We start from the raw sequence: 16,855 nt of genomic DNA, 5'->3' as shown, positions 1-16,855 counted from the left end.
TATCTTAGCCTTGGGCCATGCGGCCGGGATTGAGGATGGACTTGGGATCGAACTCGGCCTTGAGCCGCGCCGACAGTGCGGCCAGATGCGGCGCCTGCGGCTCGAACACCGGAACGGCGGCGCGATACGAAGGGGTGGCGCGCACCAGCGTCGCGTGGCCGCCGCGATGCTTTCTGATCAGCCCGCGCAGCAGGGCGGCCTCGGGATCGCCCTCCTCCATGCGCAGCCAGACCAGCCCGCCCTGCCAGTCGTAGAAGGCGCTGACACCGATCTGCATGCGCAGCGTCAGCACCATCTGATGGGCCTGAGACGGCGCCATGGAGACGCGCCAGACCGGCTTTTCGCTACGGTCGGCGAATGGCGTGCAGTCCCTTATGTCACGCCAGAGGGTATGCGATGTCTCACCTGCGATCTCCTGCAGCGGGCCGGCATTTTTCAGCAGGGTCTTCAGCGCCTCAATGCGATAGGCGACCGATGGGCCAAACCCTTCGACGCGCAGCAGCGTTGCAGCGTCAGTGCCTAGACTGCCCCCGGCAATGCGCGCGGCGATGCGTTCGGGCAGATGGGCCGCGCTCGACACTTCGGCGCTGGAGCCGAGCGCCAGCGCCATGGCGGCAGAGGCGGCATCGTCGAGTAGGCCGCGCATGGCAAGCGTCACCTCGGTCTCGGCCGCCGGCAGCACCTTGAAGGTGACATCGGTGAACACGGCCAGCGTGCCCCAGCTGTTGGCCATCAGCTTCGACAGATCGTAGCCGGTGACATTCTTGACGACGCGGCCGCCGGACTTGAAGGCCTCGCCGCGTCCGGCAACCGCATTGATTCCCAGAATATGGTCTCGTGCAGCCCCCGCCTTCAGCCGGCGCGGGCCGGACAGGTTCGCGGCGAGCACGCTGCCGATCGTGCCCTTGCCGGGCTCGCCGCCGAGTAAAGGACCGTAATCCATCGGTTCGAAGGCGAGTTGCTGGCCGCTTTCGGCGAGCAGGTTTTCGATCTCGGAAAGCGGCGTGCCGGCCTTGGCCGACAGTACCAACTCGGCCGGCTCGTAGAGGGTGACGCCGGTGAGCTTCGAAAGATCGAGCGTGTGTTCGCTCTGCTGTGGCCGGCCGATGCCGCGCTTGGAGCCGTGGCCGATGATTTCCAAAGGTGACTCTTCCGCCGCCGCCCATTGGACGGTGGAGAGGATCTCGGCCGATGTGGTGGGGGTGAAGGTCGTCATGGCGAAGATGGGTCGAGTTCCTTCGCGCCCCCNGAGAGGATCTCGGCCGATGTGGTGGGGGTGAAGGTCGTCATGGCGAAGATGGGTCGAGTTCCTTCGCGCCCCCCTCTGTCCTGCCGGACATCTCCCCCACTTGGGGGGAGATTAGCAGCTTTGGCGACCGCGCCTCTCTAGCAACGTCGAAGGTTGGCGAAGGCAGAGATGACTGGTGATCTCCCCCCTTGTGGGTGAGATGTCCGGCAGGACAGAGGGGGGCGCGAAGGATCGCCGACGTGAGACATTCCGCCCCCATCAAAACCTCGGAATATCCGGAAATGCCAGCTGCCCCCGATGCACGTGCATGCGCCCAAGCTCCGCACAGCGGCGCAGTTGTGGAAACACTTTTCCCGGGTTAAGCAGATGGTTGGGATCGAAGGCGCATTTGACGCGCATTTGTTGGTCGAGGTCGATCTGGTTGAACATCTCCGGCATCAAATCGCGCTTCTCGACGCCGACGCCGTGCTCGCCGGTCAAGACGCCGCCGACCTTGACGCAGAGCCGCAAGATGTCGGCGCCAAAACTTTCCGCCTTGTCGAGTTCGCCCGGCACGTTGGCGTCGTAGAGGATCAGCGGATGCAGATTGCCGTCGCCGGCGTGGAAGACGTTGGCGACGCCGAGGCCGTATTTCTCCGACAGTTCGCGCATGCCGGCGAGCACACCCGGCAATTCCTTGCGCGGGATGGTGCCATCCATGCAGTAATAGTCGGGCGAGATGCGGCCGACCGCCGGGAAGGCCGCCTTGCGGCCAGCCCAGAAACTCAGCCGCTCCTGTTCGGATTGCGAGATGCGACAGGTGGTGGAGCTGTTCCTATAGGCGATCGCTTCGACGAGACCGATCAGGTGATCGACCTCGACGCCCGGCCCGTCGAGTTCGACGATCAGCAGCGCCTCGACATCAAGGGGGTAGCCAGCATTAACGAAATCCTCCGCGGCATGGATTGCCGGCCGGTCCATCATCTCCATGCCGCCGGGGATAATGCCGGCGCCGATGATGTCGGCGACGCACTGGCCGCCCTGCTCGCTGGTCGGAAAGCCGATCAGCAGAGCGCGGGCCGTCTCCGGCTTTTTCAGGATGCGCACGGTGACCTCGGTGACGACGCCGAGCAGGCCTTCGGACCCCGTCATGACGCCGAGGAGATCATAGCCTTCCGAGTCCAGATGATTGCCGCCAAGCCGCACCACCTCGCCGTTCATCAGCACCATCTCGATGCCGAGCACATTGTTGGCGGTCAGGCCGTATTTCAGGCAGTGCACGCCGCCGGAATTTTCCGCGACATTGCCGCCGATCGAGCAGGCGATCTGCGAGGATGGATCGGGCGCATAGTAGAAGCCCTCCTGCTCGACGGCGGTGGTGATGCCGAGATTGGTGACGCCGGGCTGAGCGACGACGACGCGATCGGGATAGTCGATGGCAAGGATGCGGTTGAAGCGGCTCATGACCAGCAGCACGGCATCCTCGAGCGGCAACGCGCCGCCCGACAATGAGGTTCCGGAGCCGCGCGGCACGACACGGATGTTGCGGTCGTTGCAGTATTTCAGCACCCGCGACACCTGCGCCACCGTTTCCGGCAGCACCACGACCAGCGGCAATTGCCGGTAGGCGGTGAGGCCGTCGCTTTCGAAGGCGCGCATCTCATTGGTGGCGTCGACGACGCCCTCGCCCGGCACGATGATGCGCATGTCGGCGACGATCTCCGCCCGCCTTCGCATAGTGGCGTCGTCTGGCTTGGGCATGACAAGGCCGGACATCGGCGGCGTTCTCCGCTTGGCTGGTAAAAATCTTTTACCAATTACATTCGGATGTTGCAAACACCGCGTCGGGCAAAGAGCGTACTGCCCGCCTTCCGCAGCGGCAATCTGCCGCTATTCACCCTCCCCCTTGTGGGGAGGGTCGCGAACGCAGTGAGCGGGGTGGGGGTCCGCGCGACGAAAGCTCTTTACGAGCACCCCCACCCCGATCCGCTATGCGGATCGACCCTCCCCACAAGGGGGAGGGTAAAGTGCGCTCCTACTCCCCCGGATGTTTCGCCGGCTCGGAGTGCATCCGCCTCACTCGCCGCACCCCCCACCAGACCAGCACGATGGCGACCGGCACCGAGGCGGCGGTGACGACTTCGGGCGCAATGGCATGGCCGAAGATCGAGGCGCCCTTGGCAAGGTAGGAGATCAGACCGACGACATAGTAGGACACTGCTGCCACCGACAGGCCCTCGACCGTCTGCTGCAACCGCAGTTGCAGCCGGGCGCGGTTGTTCATCGACGCCAGCAGATCGCGGTTCTGCTTCTCGACCTCGACATCAACCCACGTGCGCAGCAGCGTCGTGGCGCGGGTTAGTTTGCGCGACAGGTTGGCCTGGCGCTCCTCGACCGAACGGCAGGTGCGCATGGCAGGCGCCACCCGCCGCTGCAGGAAGCCGCCCCAAGTGTCGTAGCCGGGCACGGCTTCTTCGTCCAGCGCCTCCAGCCGCTCGACAACGATGCCGTCATAGGCGCGGCTGGCGCCGAAGCGATAGAGGCTGGAGGCGGCATCGGCTTCCAGCTCGGCGGCAAGCTCGGTCAGGTCGGCGAGCAGCGTCTGGCTGTCGCGGGTTTCAGTGACCTTCATTTCCAGCGTGGTCTGCGCCAACCGGTCTTCGATGCGGCGGGCGCGGCTCGACAGGGTCAGCGCCAGCGGCAGGCCGAGCATGGCAAGCGTGCGGTAGGTCTCGACGTCGATCAGCCGCTGCGACAGCGCCCCGGTCCGCGCCGGCGTCAGGCCGCGATCAAGCACCAGGATGCGGGTCAGGCCGTCGCCGTCCTGGCGGAAATCGGTGACGATGGCCGCATTGCCGCGCTCGACCAGCGAATAGCAGAGGCTCGTCGGGTCGAAGGCCGCAATCAGCTTCTCGCTTGCCGGCGTCCATTTGCGGATCTCCAGCCTTATGCCTGAGATCACCGTTCCCGGCGGCGAGAACCCGTTGCCGAAAGGAGAATCCTCCTGCGCCCTGCCGCTTTCGGCAAGCGGCCCTTCCCAAAGATAGGTCGAGAATTCCGTATGCCGCTCCCAGCGCAGCGTGCCCTTGCCCCACTTCATGGCGTGGTGGCGGGCATGACGGTCGGGCGCCGCGATGCCGAGGCGCCGCGACAGTTCGGAGAGCACGGCCATGTCGACGCCGGAGCCGCCCTCGGTCATGAAGGCGAGTTGCACAAGCACGCGCGGCTTCTCGATCAGCGGATGCGGCCGGGCATGGACCTCGCCGATCGCGCCGGGCCGTCCCTCATGCGCGGGAAAGCCCATCACGCTGCCCTGGGCGCGCGGCTGGAATTCGAGGTTGGACGTCTCGTCCGACACGGTGGTCCCCCTGTTCTCGACCCTTCGTGTGATGGCGTCCTCTAAAGGCAATCCATGAGGCGCGTAAACACCAAAGTCTAGCATCGTAGGTCCTGCCGGCGCGACGCGCAGACCGACCCGATTGGGCAAATTGGATAAATAATTTGACCAGTTGGCGACGCTGGCTTTATCTTGCGCGACGCCGGTTCAATTTCCCAGGCCCCCGTTGAGCGATATTTTCTCCAGGATCGAGCATTCGCGCACCGCCGACGAGGTGGTGCAGCAGATCGAAAGCCTGATCCTTGAAGGCGTGCTGCGCACCGGCGACCGGCTGCCGGGCGAGCGCGAGCTGGCGCGCCAGTTCGACGTGTCGCGGCCGATCCTGCGCGATGCGCTGAAGGCGCTGGAAGGGCGCGGGCTGCTGATCACCAAGGCCGGCGGCGGCACCCATGTCGCCGACGTCATCGGCCAGTTGTTCACCAAGCCGGTGACCGACCTCATCTCGATGCACCGCAAGGCGGTGACCGACTATCTGGAATACCGCCGCGAGATCGAAGGTGTTGCGGCCGAATATGCGGCGCGGCGCGCGACAGCGGACGACATTGCGCTGCTCGACCGCATCGTGGCGCGCATGGACGAGGCGCACCGCACCGGCGATTTCGACGACGAGGCGGAAATCGACGTCGAGTTCCACCATGCTGTGTGCGAATGCGCGCACAACATCATCCTCTTGCACACGCTGCGCTCCTGCTACCGGCTGCTGTCTGAAGGCGTGTTCCAGAACCGGCTTCTGGTGTTCAGCGTGCCCGGAGCGCGCGAGGCGCTGCTGGCCCAGCACGGCGCGATCTACAAAGCCGTGAAGGCCGGCGATCCCTCAGCTGCCCGCCAAGCGGCGATGGACCATATCTCCTATGTCGAGCGCTCGATGCTCGAGGCCGAACGCAGCGGCGACTGGCAGCGCGTGTCGCGGCTCAGGCTTAAGCAGCGCTCCGACGCCGACGACGGCTTCAAGACGACTGGCTAACGAGGAACCACCATGAGCGACATCCTCACCATTGCCGATCTCAAGGACCTGGCGCGCCGGCGGGTGCCGAAGATGTTCTTCGACTATGCCGATTCCGGCGCCTGGACCGAAAGCACCTACCGCGCCAACGAAGAGGACTTCCAGAAGATAAAATTCCGTCAGCGCGTACTGGTCGACATGAGCAACCGCTCGCTGGAATCGACCATGATCGGCGAGAAAGTGGCGATGCCGGTGGCGCTTGCCCCAACTGGAATGACCGGCATGCAGCATGCCGATGGCGAGATGCTGGCCGCGCAGGCGGCAGAGGAATTCGGCGTGCCGTTCACGCTGTCGACGATGAGCATCTGCTCGATCGAGGATGTCGCGTCGGTGACCAAGAAGCCGTTCTGGTTCCAGCTCTACGTGCTTCGCGACAAGGATTTCGTGCTCGACCTGATCGACAGGGCGAAGGCTGCAAAATGCTCGGCGCTGGTGTTGACGCTCGACCTGCAGATCTTGGGGCAGCGCCACAAGGATGTCCGCAACGGGCTGTCGGCGCCGCCCAAGATGACGCTGGCCAACATTGCCAACATCGCCATGCGGCCACGCTGGCTGATGGGCATTGCCGGCACCAAGCGCCGCACCTTCCGCAACATTGTCGGCCATGCCAAGGGCGTCGGCGACGTCGCTTCGCTGGCATCGTGGACGACGGAGCAGTTCGACCCGCATCTGTCGTGGAAGGATGTCGCCTGGATCAAGGAACGTTGGGGCGGCAAGCTGATCCTGAAAGGCATTCTCGACAAGGAGGACGCGCTGATGGCGGTCGAGACCGGCGCCGACGCCATCATCGTTTCCAACCATGGCGGGCGCCAGCTCGACGGCGCATCGTCGTCAATCATGGCGCTGGAAGAGATCGCCGATGCCGTCGGCGACAGGATCGAGGTGCATATGGACGGCGGCATCCGCTCGGGCCAGGACGTGCTGAAGGCGCTTTGCCTCGGCGCCAAGGGCACCTATATCGGCCGCCCGTTCCTGTACGGATTGGGCGCCATGGGCAAGCAAGGCGTGACCCTGGCGCTGGACATCATCCGCAAGGAGATGGACATCACGCTGGCACTGTGCGGCAAGCGGCTGGTGACCGACATGGGCAAGGACCAGTTGCGGCGCTAGGGTCTTGTTCACCGATTAGACCCTAGCCTCGCTGGATCACGGAGACGAAGCCGCCTTGACCGAGACCGGCATCCACTACCTCGACGCGCGCGCACCCGATGGCATGCGCCTCTATGCGATCGGCGACGTGCATGGCCGGCTCGATCTGCTCGCCGCCATGCATCGCCGCATCGAGAGCGAACTCGAATACAAGCCGACCAGCGATTGGCGCGTCATCCACCTCGGCGACTATGTCGACCGCGGACCAGAGTCCAAGGGCGTCATAGACTTCCTGATCGAGGCACAGAAACGCGATCCGCGGCATCTGATGCTCGCCGGCAACCACGATATCGGCTTCCTCGACTTTCTCGACGAGCCTGACCCGGAAGGGCTGTTCATCCGTTATGGCGGCGTGCAGACGGCACAATCCTATGGTGTCGACTTAGCGGGACACGCAAGCTGGTTCGGCAAGGCCGAGGCGTTACGGCGGGGACACCAGGCACTGGTCAATGCTGTACCGCAAGCCCATGTCGACTTCCTGCGGTCGCTGCAATTGTCACTGATATCAGGTGATTTCTTCTTATGCCATGCCGGCGTCAGGCCTGACGTGCCGCTGGCGAGCCAGAGCCCGCAGGATCTGGTCTGGATCCGCGACGTCTTCCACAACCATCCAGGGCTTTACCCGAAGGTGATCGTGCACGGCCACACACCGGTGCCGCAGGCGGAGGTGATGCCGAACCGCGTCAATGTCGACACACTCGCCTGGCAGTCAGGCATGCTCAGCGCGCTCGCCGTGGACGGCGCGGACAAGCGTATCCTGACTGTGCAGGGAAAAGCGTTTTAGCGAAGCGCGGCGGTGACGCCGTAGCCGTCGACGGCCTGATGGTTGTTGGCTGCATCGGCGGAATAAATGCCGAGACCGCACAAAACGATGGCAGACAGCATGACAAAGGACAGAAGCGCTGCTTTCACGGACGTCATCTCTAGTTGAGCTTCCTGCATCTGGGCACGAGGCGGTTACCAATGGGTTGAAACCGAGAATTCGTCTCAAAGTTTCGACGATTTCGCGTTTGTAGGTCGATTCTGTATCGGCGGTGTGTCGCGCGGATCACACAGAAGGTTCATCGCGGTTGCATTGCCGTTGCATAGCGCGCGCCTTGTAGGATAGCGTTCGGCCACAAACCAAGGACGAAAGAAGTTGTCCCCGGCAGATTCCCCGCCGCGTGCCAATTATGCAACGGATAGAGCGGTTCGCCGCTACGGCGAACNAAGTTGTCCCCGGCAGATTCCCCGCCGCGTGCCAATTATGCAACGGATAGAGCGGTTCGCCGCTACGGCGAACCGCTCTATCTTTTTATCTGACGCAATTCCGGACGGAAAACCGCTTCACACTTTTCCTGGAATTGCTGACTGCGCGCGGCCAGTCTCAGATCGTCGCCACCCAGGCGCGGGCAATGGCCAAGCCCGCGGCGTCGGCCTCGGGGCCGTTGCGTGCCATTTCGCTGTCGAGGCGATCCTGCCAGTCGGGATGGCGATCGGCAATCAGCGGCGCGAAGGATGTGCTCCAGTCCCTCACCATCGGCTGGTCGGCCTCGAAATGGAACTGGAAGCCGTAGACGGCGCGGCCGATACGGAACGCCTGGTTCTCGGCAATTTCGCTGCCGGCAAGCCGCACCGCATTTGACGGCAGCGCGAAAGTGTCGTCGTGCCATTCGAAGATGGGGAAATCCTGGGGAAGTGCGCCAAGCACCGGATCGGTTCTGGCGTCCGGCGTCAGCGATACCTTGTGCCAGCCGAATTCCGAGGCGCCGCCGATCTGGTTCTCACCGCCGAAAGAGCGGGCAACCAACTGGCTGCCCAGGCAGATACCGAGAACCGAGCGATCCTTGGCGGCGAAATCGCGGGTCAGTTCGAGCAGCACCGGGAAATACGGGTAGTCATCGTCGGCCAGCGCATTCTGGCCGCCGCCCAGCATCACCATGGCATCGTGTCCGGTCGCGTCGTCCGGCAGCGCATCGCCCTTGTAGGGCCGGCGCAGGTCGAGATCGGCGCCGGCTTCGGCGAGCGCGGCACCAACCTGGCCAAGGCCGGTGTTGTCGTAGTTCTGGACCACCAGCACCCGCATCGCAAAACCCTGCTGACATGAAATGACGCGACGAGCGATATCATGTCGCCAGCATTGCAGCCAAGATGCGTATTCGGGAGAGAGCTATGCCACTGCAGAACCGGGTCGATCCGTTCGGCGCCATCCATGCCATATCCGAGCGCGGCCTGTTCACCGGCAATCGCGGCATCATCCACGATCCTGAGACCAAGACGCTGCTGAAAAAGCGTTGGGCCTTGCCGGCCTGGATCATCTGCGTCCGCCAATTCCGCAATGTGCGGCGCGAGCCGATGGGCAGGAATCGGCCGGGCGGCAGGGCCGGCTGGACCGAGTTGTTCTTCCTCGACGAGGTGACGGCGCTGGCCGCCGGGCACCGTCCCTGTTTCTATTGCCGGCGTGAGCGAGCCACGGATTTTGTCGGGCGTTTCGGCAAAGTCTTCGGTGTAAACGAACCGCGCGCGCCAATGGTGGACAAGCGGCTGCACAAGGAGCGGCTGGCTTCCGGCGGCAAGCCACCTGATGTCACCATGGGAGAGCTTGCCGAATTGCCGGACGGAGCGATGATCGCGGATGGCGGCTCGGCCTATGCGCTGCGCGGCGGCAACGCGCTGCCCTGGTCGTTCGCAGGCTATGGCGATGCGGCGGCCTTCGACAGCCTTGCCGGCCGTTCGCTGCGCCTGCTCACACCGGCCACGACCGTTTCGGTGCTGCGGCACGGTTTTGAACCGGTGTGGCATCGTTCCGCCGAGACTTGACGCCAGGCACCGCCTCGCCCATTCCTCGGCGATGCGCGCCAATTACAAGATGCAGCGGCTGTTCTTGGCCGACGATCTCGCAGCCGACATCGAATTCGATGCCGGCCAGCAGCAAAGCCATTACCTCATGCATGTGCTGCGGCTCGGCGAAGGCGCCGAGATTCTGGTCTTCAACGGCCGCGACGGCGAGTGGTCGGCGGCGATCGCTTCGAAGTCGAAGAAGGCGGTGCGGCTGAGAGTGCTCAGCCAACAGCGGCCGCAACCGCCTTTGCCCGATCTAGTTTATTGCTTCGCGCCGCTGAAGCAGGGGCGGCTCGACTATCTCGTGCAGAAGGCGGTGGAGATGGGCGCCGGCATCCTGCAGCCGGTGATCACCCAGCACACGCAATTGGCAAAACCCTCCATCGACCGGCTGCGCGCCAATGTCGTCGAGGCGGCCGAGCAATGCGGCATACTGGCGGTGCCGGAAGTGCGAGAAGCCGAGAAATTCGAGCGCCTGCTCTCCGGCTGGGACAAGGAACGCCGGCTTATCTTCTGCGACGAGGATGCCTCGACCAACAACCCGCTGCCGGCATTGCAGGCGGTGCCGGAGAGGAAGCTGGCGCTGCTGGTCGGGCCGGAAGGCGGCTTTTCCGGCGACGAACGCAAGATGCTGCGGGCGCTCCCCTTCGTCACTGCCATCCCGCTCGGACCGCGCATCCTGCGCGCTGACACAGCAGCTGTAGCGGCGCTTGCGGTGATGCAGGCGACGGTCGGAGACTGGTAAGAGGCGTAAAGATCAATTCCTGTTGACCTGTGGCTCAGGATTTTTCGCTTGATCGGCTGCTGACATTTCGTCCATTTAGCGCCGGCGGGCTCCGAGAGCCGCAGAGGGGGCCCCATGGCGCGCGACACAACCGATTTCCGGCCAATCGAAGGCATCGACGAACTGGTCGAGCATCTGGCCGAAGGCAACAAGCCGCGCGACAAGTGGCGCATCGGGACCGAGCACGAGAAGTTCCCCTTCTATGTCGACGGCAACGCGCCGGTGCCTTATGGCGGCGAGCGCGGCATCCGCGCCATCCTCGAAGGCATGCAGCAAAAGCTCGGCTGGGACCCGATCATCGATGACGGCCGCATCATCGGCCTGGTCGAGCCGACCGGACAGGGCGCGATCTCGCTGGAGCCTGGCGGCCAGTTCGAGCTGTCGGGCGCGCCGCTTGAAACGATCCACCAGACCTGCCGGGAGGGCAATGCGCATCTGGCGCAGGTACGCGAGATCGCCGAGCCGATGGGCATCCGCTTTCTCGGCCTCGGCGGCAGTCCGAAATGGTCGCTCGCCGAGACGCCGAAAATGCCGAAATCGCGCTACGAAATCATGACCCGCTACATGCCCAAGGTCGGCACCAAGGGTCTCGACATGATGTATCGCACCTGCACCATCCAGGTGAACCTCGACTTCGAAAGCGAAGCCGACATGCGCCGCAAGATGCAGGTGTCGCTGAAGCTGCAGCCACTGTCGACGGCGCTGTTTGCCAACTCGCCCTTCACCGACAGCCGGCCGAACGGGCTGCAGAGCTGGCGCGGCGACATCTGGCGCGACACCGACAACCAGCGCTCGGGCCTGCTCGAATTCTGCTTCTCGCCCCAGTTCGGCTTTGCCGACTATGTCGAATGGGCGCTCGACGTGCCGATGTATTTCGTCATCCGCGACGGCCACTATCACGACATGACGCACATCACCTTCCGCCAGTTCATGGCCGGCGCTGCCCGCAATGAAGTACCGGACGGACTGCCCACCATGGGCGACTGGGCGAACCATCTGTCGACGCTGTTCCCCGACGTCAGGCTGAAGCGCTTCCTCGAAATGCGCGGCGCCGATGGCGGGCCGTGGCGCCGCATCTGCGCACTGCCGGCCTTCTGGGTCGGGCTGCTCTATGACGAGGCCGCGCTCGACGCCGCCGAGGCGCTGACTTCGAGCTGGACCTATGAAGAAACGCTGGCGATGCGCAATGCGGTGCCGGAACAAGGCATTTCCGCGCCGTTCCGCAACACGACGCTGCGTGAGATCGGCCGCGATGTAATGACCATTTCGCGCCTTGGGCTGAAAAATCGCGGCAGGAAGAACCGCGACGGCTATGACGAGACCTCGTTCCTCAACACGCTGGACGAAGTCGTGGCGCGCGGTACCACCAGTGCCGAGGAAATGCTGTCGGCCTACCACACGCGCTGGGGCGGCTCGATCGAGCCGGTGTTCATGGAATATGCGTATTAGCGTCGCGCCTTGAGCAGCGGCAAAAGCCGCTTCAATCGAACATCGAAACGAACTAGGTTCTCCCTCGAGGATTTCCCGGAGGAGAAACCGATGCCTACCTTGTTCGACATATTGGCGCAGGCGCAGAACGGCAACGGCATGCAGGCGCTTGCCCAGCAGTACGGGCTTTCCATGCAGCAGACGCAGGCGGCTGTCGCCGCTCTGCTGCCGGCCTTCTCGCAAGGGCTGCAACGCAACACCGCCGATCCCTATGGGCTAGGCGCCTTCATGACGGCGATGGCGAGCGGCCAGCACGCGAAATATTTCGAGGACGCGACCAGGGCTTTCTCACCGCAAGGCGTCAATGAGGGCAATGGCATTCTGGGTCATCTGTTCGGCTCGAAGGAGCTGTCGCGCGCGGTGGCCAGCCAGGCCGCGCAGGCGACCGGCGTCAGCCAGCAGATCCTGCAGCAGATGCTGCCGGCCATCGCTTCGATGGTGATGGGCGGATTGTTCAAGCAGACGACAAACCAGTTGACCGGGGGTCAGATGCAGGCCGCCGGTGGCTTCGGCGGCGGCAGCAATCCGCTCGGCGAGATCATCGAACAGATGATGCGGCAGGCGGGCGGCGGGGCACAGCCTGCGCCGCCAGCACCCAATCCTTACGGTGAGAACCCGCTGGGCAAAGTGCTGCAGGACATGTTCGGCGGCGGCGCCCAACAGCCGCAAAGCCAGCCGCAACAGGCGCCCAACCCCTATGGCGACAATCCGCTCGGCAAAGTGCTGCAGGACATGTTCGGCGGTGGCGCGGCACAGCAACCGCCGGGCCGGCCGCAGCAACCAGCACAGCCGCAACAGACGCAGAGCCCTTACGGCGACAACCCGCTGGGCAAGATTTTTGAAGAGATGATGCGGCAAGGCGGTGGTGGCGGCTTCGGCCTGCCCGGTGGGCAGCCGGCGCCGCAGCAGCCGCAAGCACCCCAGCCGCGACAGGCACCGCAGGAGCGCCAGGCGCCGCAACCGCAGGCCAATCCGAGCGGCAGGCCACGCAATCCGTTCGACGATATTTTCGGCAAGATGTTCGAGACCGGCGCCCAGCAGCGCGACGACTATCAGAAGGGCGTGGAAACGATCTTCGACCAGTTCAAGCGGGACATGGACCGGCGGTAGTTGGCGGTAGTTGGGCGCTGACCTTCGCGGCTTCGGAGCAAGGAACGAAGCGACGCGGCGCAGACCGCACGATGACGACGGAGCTTTAAAAGAAAAAGCCCGGTCCTGGAGGAGGACCGGGCCAGTGTGCAGGCTGGCCGGCGGGGAACCGGCAGGGAGTGGGGAGCCTGCTATACTCGTTGGTCGCGGCGAGCCTGAGAAAGGTTCACGGCAACCGAAACAATGCGCCCGATATCACGCTATCTGGCGGGCGAGATCTTCGATCGTATCGGCACGATCGCTCGCAATCGCACGCAGCTTCACGGTCGGATCGGCGCCGAACGGCACATCGATGGCGACATGGAGGTCCGCGCGCGTCAGGCCGATATCGGCGAGTTCGGCGTCCGACATCTCGCCGAGGCGATAGAAGGCCCGGCGATTTTTCCAGGCCTGGTAGGCATTGAGAAGGGTGTTGGCCACGCGCGTCGCAACGGCCGGACGCGAGGTGATGCGCGAGGTCTCGGTGGCGAAATCAAACGTGGTCATGTCGGTCTCCTTCAGACTCGAACTGGACAAGACCAGGCGATCGGCGCTGGGGACAGCGGCCGTTCCGGTCTCGATTCACATGCTTTCATGTGGACAATGTGAATTTGCCACGCACCGATTGATTAATCCAACGAATGTTTCTAATCTTTAGCATCAACGCTAGTGATGGATTGGACCGATGAAAGCGCCACTCGATCTCGACCAGTTGCAGACCTTCATCTCGATTGCCGATACCGGCAGCTTTACCCGCGCGGCCGAGGAAGTGCTGCGCACGCAATCGGCGGTGTCGATGCAGATGCGCCGGCTGGAAGAGCGGATCGGCAAGCCGCTGTTCGAAAAGGACGGCCGCACCAACAGGCTGACCGAGGAAGGCGACAAGCTGCTCTCCTACGCGCGCCGCCTGCTCTATCTCAACCGCGAAACGCTGGCCGCCTTCGATGACCAGCGGCTCGAAGGCACCATCCGCATCGGCACCCCCGACGACTATGCCGACCGGTTCCTGCCCGAAATCATGGCACGCTTCACACGGTCAAACCCGCGCGTCGAACTGACCGTCATCTGCGAGCCTACGCCAGGCTTGGTCGAGCATATCAAGCGCGGCAATCTCGATCTTGCGCTGGTGACGCACAACGATACGCGCGGCCAGTCGGAAGTGGTGCGGCGCGAGCCGCTGCTATGGGTGACCTCGGCCAACCATGCCACGCACGAACAGGAAGTGCTGCCGATGGCCTTCGGCCGGCCGAACTGCATCTGGCGGCGCGCCGCCGTCGATGTGCTCGACCGGCAAAGCCGCGACTATCGCATCCTCTTCACCAGCTTCTCGGCGACCGTCATCACCGCCGCGGTGCTGTCGGGGCTGGCGATCTCGGTGCTGCCGGAATGCGCGCTGCGGCCCGGCATGCGAGTGCTGGGCGAAGCCGACGGTTTTGGCGCGCTGCCCGACTGCCGCATCGGCATCATGCGCGGCCAGACCTCGCGGCCCGAAATCGTCGACGCGCTGGCCCGGCACATCTCGGAAAGCCTCGACAATATTTCCGTGCCGCTCGGCGAAGAAACGGGAAGCTTCGATTTCGCCTCGCTCGCCTTCGCCAAGATGAAGCGGAGCAAGCCGAACCAGATCCTGCCTGGCTGGTAGGAACGATCAGGCCGACGCTGCCGCCTCCGTCGTTGCGTTGGCCGACGACAGGCCGGGCAGCGCCACCAATTGCGCCGGCTCCAGCGGCGGCGACAAGAGGTAGCCCTGCAGCTGCTGGCAGCCCATGGCGACCAGCAGCGCCTTTTGCACCTCGGTCTCTACGCCCTCGGCGGTGACCTCGACCTTGAGCGCGCCGGCGAGATCGATCAGCGCCTTGACGATGGCGCCCGAATTGCCGTCGCCGTCGAGAAGCCGCACGAAGGAGCGGTCGATCTTGAGCTTGTCGATGGCATGGCGGCGCAGATAGCTCAGCGACGAATAGCCGGTGCCGAAATCGTCGAGCACAATGCCGACGCCCGACTGGCGCAAGGCTGCCAGAGCCGCTCTGGTGGTGTCGTTGTTTTCCAGGAGAACGTTTTCGGTGATCTCGAGCTGCAGGCGCTTCGGCGCCAGTCCCGTTTCGGCGAGGATCGAGGCAACCTCTTCGGCAAAGCCGGCGTCGCGCAATTGCAGCGGCGAGACATTGACGGCGAGCCACGGCAGTTTGGTCTTCACGGCGAAGCGGCAGGCTTCCAGCAGGGCCCATGCGCCGAGCTGCCCGATCATGCCGCGTTCCTCGGCGATGGCGATGAACTGCGCTGCCGGCAATGCGCCATGGACCTCATGCGCCCAGCGGATCAGCGCCTCGGCGCCGACAATGGTCTTGCCGTCGCTGGCAAAGACCGGCTGGTAGGCGAGCTTGATACCGGTGCCGCCGTTCAGCGCGCTGCGCAGCTCGCTCTCGACCTTGCGCTTGCGCAGCAAAAGGTCGTCCATGTCGCCGGCGAAGACCTGGTAGCGGCCACGGCCGTTCTTCTTGGCTTCGTAGAGCGCGATGTCGGCCTTGCGCAGCAGATCGTCTGCATCGGCATCAGAGCCTGTCGACAAGGCTATGCCGATGCTGGCGCTGATAAAGACCTGATCGTCCATCAGCTTGAACGGCTCCTGCAGTTTCTGCAGCACCCTCTCCGAAATATCCTCTGCGTTCCTGACGTCGCGGACATCGATCAGAATCACCGCGAATTCGTCGCCACCCAGCCTTGCCACCGTGTCCACGTCGCGAACCGTATGCTGAAGCCTGGCCGCCGTCTGGCGCACGAGTTCGTCGCCTGCCGGGTGACCAAGCGTGTCGTTGACATGCTTGAAGCGATCGAGATCGAGATAAAGCAGCGCCACCTTGCTTTCATTGCCGGAGGTAAGCAAGGCACGCCGCAGCCTGTCCTCGAACAGTGCCCGGTTGGGCAGGCCGGTGAGCGTGTCGTGAAAGGCGAGATATTGCGCCTGGGCCTGGCTGGTCTGCAGCGCCGATGATGCTCGGCGCAGACGCCGGAGCAGAAAGGCCAGCACGCTCGCCGCGAGCAGCGTGGCCAGAGCCAGGGCCGGGCTGGCCTTGCCCACCAGCGTCAGGCCGGGCCGTTCCTGGTCCCAGGCAATATAGCCGAGGATGACACCCTGTTTGTCGATAAGCGGAATGGCAGCCGAGCCAAGCTGCTGAGCCATCGGCAGGAGATGCGCCCCCGCCAGCAGATATTTCTGCGCGATCTTGCCGATCACCGCGTCGTTGATGAACTCTATGGAGACATGCAGATATTCGCTGCCGGATGCTTGGGTGACGCGATCCGAACTCGGCACCAGAGGCATGACGCTGAGTATGGCAGGCTGACCGCCAAGCGAGACCAGATCGTCGGCAACGAACTTTGCGCCGGCCTGGCTTGCGTCCTTGCTCATCATCTGGCGCAACCTGGCGATTGTCGGCCGCAAAGCGGGTTCGTCCTCGCCAAAGACGGCAGGCGACACGACCTTCCCTTCGCGCATGGCGTGGACCGGCCGGTTGGCGTCGTCCAGCACATAGACCCGGTTGTGGCCGTAATACGAGTACATCCAGACGCTGAGATTCTCTGCCATCCAGGTCTGGTTGCCGGCCTTGGCGTTGATAACGGAATCATCCCAGACGGCGACGCTTTCCTGCTCGCGCTTTACCGCGGCGATCTGGTCCTGCAGGCCGTTGGCCAGGAAAACCTTCTGCCGCTCGAGCGAGACCCGGTCGGCCTGCATGGTGGCGTAAAGGCCGAAGCCGACAACGATGGCCAGTGCAAAAACGGCAAGCGTCAGCACCGTCAGGGTGACCTGGAACGTCAACGGGCTGCGTTGTCTGCGGGCGCTCATGCGTCCTCCTT

At 64.0% G+C, this 16,855-nt stretch carries 15 protein-coding genes; 8 read left to right on the top strand and 7 right to left on the bottom strand.

What is annotated here, in order from left to right; translation table 11 throughout:
* Positions 1–4: 4 nt before the first annotated feature.
* The 3 genes from X730_RS156670 to X730_RS156680 form a co-directional block, all read right to left on the bottom strand.
* Positions 5–1,216, bottom strand: a complete 1,212-nt coding sequence (locus tag X730_RS156670; RefSeq protein WP_023681833.1) for an FAD-binding protein — start codon at positions 1,214–1,216, stop codon at positions 5–7.
* A gap of 291 nt (positions 1,217–1,507) precedes the next feature.
* Complete coding sequence (locus X730_RS156675) at positions 1,508–3,004, bottom strand: FAD-linked oxidase C-terminal domain-containing protein (RefSeq protein WP_023701295.1); 1,497 nt, start codon at positions 3,002–3,004, stop codon at positions 1,508–1,510.
* 259 nt (positions 3,005–3,263) lie between these two features.
* The gene (locus X730_RS156680) at positions 3,264–4,586 is read right to left on the bottom strand and encodes a DUF3422 family protein (RefSeq protein ID WP_023686827.1); all 1,323 of its coding nucleotides are present in this window, start codon (positions 4,584–4,586) and stop codon (positions 3,264–3,266) included.
* A 205-nt stretch (positions 4,587–4,791) separates the two neighbouring features.
* On the opposite strand from X730_RS156680, the gene X730_RS156685 reads away from it, so the two are divergent.
* The 3 genes from X730_RS156685 to X730_RS156695 are packed head-to-tail and all read left to right on the top strand — an operon-like array spanning position 4,792 to position 7,561.
* Positions 4,792–5,589: an FCD domain-containing protein gene (locus X730_RS156685; protein WP_023692349.1), complete on the top strand. Its 798-nt coding sequence runs from the start codon at positions 4,792–4,794 to the stop codon at positions 5,587–5,589.
* Between the two features lie 12 nt (positions 5,590–5,601).
* A complete protein-coding gene (locus X730_RS156690; protein ID WP_023681836.1) occupies positions 5,602–6,738 on the top strand; it encodes an alpha-hydroxy acid oxidase in 1,137 nt (378 codons plus the stop codon).
* 55 nt (positions 6,739–6,793) lie between these two features.
* Positions 6,794–7,561 carry a metallophosphoesterase family protein gene (locus X730_RS156695; protein ID WP_023681837.1) on the top strand — a complete coding sequence of 256 codons (768 nt, stop codon included), beginning with the start codon at positions 6,794–6,796 and terminating at the stop codon, positions 7,559–7,561.
* Here the strand turns inward: X730_RS156695 and X730_RS1000000165915 are convergent.
* Positions 7,558–7,698: a hypothetical protein gene (locus X730_RS1000000165915; protein ID WP_006206855.1), complete on the bottom strand. Its 141-nt coding sequence runs from the start codon at positions 7,696–7,698 to the stop codon at positions 7,558–7,560. The two genes, X730_RS156695 and X730_RS1000000165915, sit on opposite strands and share 4 nt — an antisense overlap.
* A gap of 445 nt (positions 7,699–8,143) precedes the next feature.
* Positions 8,144–8,842 carry a type 1 glutamine amidotransferase gene (locus X730_RS156700; protein ID WP_023681838.1) on the bottom strand — a complete coding sequence of 233 codons (699 nt, stop codon included), beginning with the start codon at positions 8,840–8,842 and terminating at the stop codon, positions 8,144–8,146.
* 86 nt (positions 8,843–8,928) lie between these two features.
* Between X730_RS156700 and X730_RS156705 the strand changes: the two genes are divergently transcribed.
* From X730_RS156705 to X730_RS156720, 4 genes are all read left to right on the top strand, one after another.
* On the top strand, positions 8,929–9,576 hold the full coding sequence (locus X730_RS156705) for a hypothetical protein (protein ID WP_023681839.1): 648 nt from the start codon (positions 8,929–8,931) through the stop codon (positions 9,574–9,576).
* A 31-nt stretch (positions 9,577–9,607) separates the two neighbouring features.
* Positions 9,608–10,342, top strand: coding sequence for a 16S rRNA (uracil(1498)-N(3))-methyltransferase (locus X730_RS156710; protein ID WP_023825883.1), 735 nt, complete (start codon positions 9,608–9,610; stop codon positions 10,340–10,342).
* 114 nt (positions 10,343–10,456) lie between these two features.
* The gene (locus X730_RS156715) at positions 10,457–11,830 is read left to right on the top strand and encodes a glutamate--cysteine ligase (RefSeq protein WP_023825882.1); all 1,374 of its coding nucleotides are present in this window, start codon (positions 10,457–10,459) and stop codon (positions 11,828–11,830) included.
* Positions 11,831–11,920: 90 nt separating this feature from the next.
* Positions 11,921–12,979 carry a DUF937 domain-containing protein gene (locus X730_RS156720; protein WP_023727720.1) on the top strand — a complete coding sequence of 353 codons (1,059 nt, stop codon included), beginning with the start codon at positions 11,921–11,923 and terminating at the stop codon, positions 12,977–12,979.
* A gap of 234 nt (positions 12,980–13,213) precedes the next feature.
* Here X730_RS156720 and X730_RS156725 read toward each other — a convergent pair whose 3' ends face one another.
* Positions 13,214–13,504 (bottom strand): DUF1127 domain-containing protein, encoded by a 291-nt coding sequence (locus X730_RS156725; protein ID WP_023670560.1) that lies wholly within the window; start codon positions 13,502–13,504, stop codon positions 13,214–13,216.
* Positions 13,505–13,682: 178 nt separating this feature from the next.
* Between X730_RS156725 and X730_RS156730 the strand changes: the two genes are divergently transcribed.
* On the top strand, positions 13,683–14,639 hold the full coding sequence (locus X730_RS156730; protein WP_023670561.1) for a LysR substrate-binding domain-containing protein: 957 nt from the start codon (positions 13,683–13,685) through the stop codon (positions 14,637–14,639).
* A gap of 6 nt (positions 14,640–14,645) precedes the next feature.
* Here the strand turns inward: X730_RS156730 and X730_RS156735 are convergent, their stop codons facing one another.
* The gene (locus X730_RS156735) at positions 14,646–16,844 is read right to left on the bottom strand and encodes an EAL domain-containing protein (RefSeq protein ID WP_023825881.1); all 2,199 of its coding nucleotides are present in this window, start codon (positions 16,842–16,844) and stop codon (positions 14,646–14,648) included.
* Between the last annotated feature and the right edge of the window lie 11 nt (positions 16,845–16,855).

The organism is Mesorhizobium sp. L103C131B0 (genome assembly GCF_000502275.1).
Classification (GTDB): domain Bacteria; phylum Pseudomonadota; class Alphaproteobacteria; order Rhizobiales; family Rhizobiaceae; genus Mesorhizobium.
The sequence above is the reverse complement of the archived record's forward strand: the minus strand, read 5'-3'. Positions and strand labels throughout refer to the sequence as shown.

Excerpts from the sequence above, each read along its gene's own strand:
- X730_RS156675 (WP_023701295.1), bottom strand. The coding sequence starts at position 3,004 with ATGTCCGGCCTTGTCATGCCCAAGCCAGACGACGCCACTATGCGAAGG.
- X730_RS156715 (WP_023825882.1), top strand. The coding sequence starts at position 10,457 with ATGGCGCGCGACACAACCGATTTCCGGCCAATCGAAGGCATCGACGAA.
- X730_RS156710 (WP_023825883.1), top strand. The coding sequence starts at position 9,608 with ATGCGCGCCAATTACAAGATGCAGCGGCTGTTCTTGGCCGACGATCTC.
- X730_RS156735 (WP_023825881.1), bottom strand. The coding sequence starts at position 16,844 with ATGAGCGCCCGCAGACAACGCAGCCCGTTGACGTTCCAGGTCACCCTG.
- X730_RS1000000165915 (WP_006206855.1), bottom strand. The coding sequence starts at position 7,698 with ATGACGTCCGTGAAAGCAGCGCTTCTGTCCTTTGTCATGCTGTCTGCC.
- X730_RS156700 (WP_023681838.1), bottom strand. The coding sequence starts at position 8,842 with ATGCGGGTGCTGGTGGTCCAGAACTACGACAACACCGGCCTTGGCCAG.
- X730_RS156690 (WP_023681836.1), top strand. The coding sequence starts at position 5,602 with ATGAGCGACATCCTCACCATTGCCGATCTCAAGGACCTGGCGCGCCGG.
- X730_RS156705 (WP_023681839.1), top strand. The coding sequence starts at position 8,929 with ATGCCACTGCAGAACCGGGTCGATCCGTTCGGCGCCATCCATGCCATA.
- X730_RS156725 (WP_023670560.1), bottom strand. The coding sequence starts at position 13,504 with ATGACCACGTTTGATTTCGCCACCGAGACCTCGCGCATCACCTCGCGT.
- X730_RS156670 (WP_023681833.1), bottom strand. The coding sequence starts at position 1,216 with ATGACGACCTTCACCCCCACCACATCGGCCGAGATCCTCTCCACCGTC.
- X730_RS156720 (WP_023727720.1), top strand. The coding sequence starts at position 11,921 with ATGCCTACCTTGTTCGACATATTGGCGCAGGCGCAGAACGGCAACGGC.
- X730_RS156730 (WP_023670561.1), top strand. The coding sequence starts at position 13,683 with ATGAAAGCGCCACTCGATCTCGACCAGTTGCAGACCTTCATCTCGATT.